We start from the raw sequence: 1,149 nt of genomic DNA on the forward strand, positions 1-1,149 counted from the left end.
AGGGCCTCGGCCTCCTCGGGCCGGTTCAGCGCCAGGAGGGTTTCGACGGCGGTGGGGACAAGGTCCCAGGCCCAGGCCCAGGCCTCCTTGCGGTCTCGGCTTCGCCCGATCCCTTGCACGAGAACGCGCGCCCTGCGGCACCACGGCGATGCTCAACGCGCTCGATGCCGAGATGGTCGAGGGCCTCGCAGCTCAGGTACCGCTGGGCCGGCTGGCGCACGCTGACGAGATCGCGCTGGCCGCGCTGTTCCTCACCTCACCCGAGGCCGCGTACATCACCGGCCAGGTCCTCGCTGTCGACAGCGGCGCGTCCATGGGGCATTGAACTCCCGCCCTGCCGCACACGTCGGCGGGACTGGCCCACCAGCACTCGAGACGAGATGAGAGGTCGACCATGAGCCGACGGATCGTGCGGCCCGCTCCGAGAGGGAGCAGGGCCGCTGGGCTGCCGCCTGCACACCGGTGTTACCAGCACCAGGTCCGGCGGCACGCCCTTCCCATCACCGCCAGCGGATGACCGAGTTCGCGCTCACGTCACATCCGGCGACGACCCGGGCGGCCGCCCTCGAGAAGGACCCGCCACCCGGTAGACCGCCCAGCCGTGGGCGGGTCCAACAGGCGATGCCAGCTTCCGTCGTGGGGTTGGAACCGCTGCGACTGGACGAGCCGATGCGGCTGCGGCTACGGGCGGCCATCCACACCGCCCTTCGCTCGACTGCGGCGGCGCGTCTGGTCAGGGGCGTGATCCGATGCCGAGTGCGGGGGTGCTCGACAGCCAGAGCGTCAAGGGGACCGAGCGGGGCGGCCGGCACGGGTACGACGGCGGCAAGAAGGTGCACAGCGTCAAGCGGCATCTCCTGGTCGACACCTTTCCTTCGGGCTCGTGCGATGGCGGACTCCACCCGGCGGTACTCCAGGTTGCGAGCCCGGAGATTGCCTCGGTTGTATTCCGGCATGAGGACCTGCTCGACGAAGGCGTCCAACTTGTGCAGGTAGATGTTGGATAGGAGCGGGTGATTTTGTCGGGTCATATGAGGGTCTGGCCCAGGTTGTGGGCTCTGTCGCTGATTGAGGGGTTCGCGCTGGGCCACAGGTGGGCGGGCATCACTTGGGCGTGGCTGATGGGGTTCGGGTCGCTGACCTGCTCTT

1 protein-coding gene and 1 pseudogene are annotated in these 1,149 nt (G+C 69.0%); both read left to right on the forward strand.

Annotated elements, in window-relative coordinates:
* Positions 1-148: 148 nt before the first annotated feature.
* Positions 149-325, forward strand: coding sequence for an SDR family oxidoreductase (locus ACFXHB_RS44885; protein ID WP_380583024.1), 177 nt, complete (start codon positions 149-151; stop codon positions 323-325).
* A gap of 409 nt (positions 326-734) precedes the next feature.
* Positions 735-869 (forward strand): annotated as a pseudogene (locus tag ACFXHB_RS44890) (transposase); the annotation flags it as partial.
* Positions 870-1,149 lie beyond the last annotated feature (280 nt).

The organism is Kitasatospora sp. NPDC059327 (assembly GCF_042752535.1).
Lineage (GTDB): Bacteria > Actinomycetota > Actinomycetes > Streptomycetales > Streptomycetaceae > Kitasatospora.

Bases quoted from the DNA above. Each gene is read 5' to 3' on its own strand.
- ACFXHB_RS44885 (WP_380583024.1), top strand. From the start codon at position 149: ATGCTCAACGCGCTCGATGCCGAGATGGTCGAGGGCCTCGCAGCTCAG.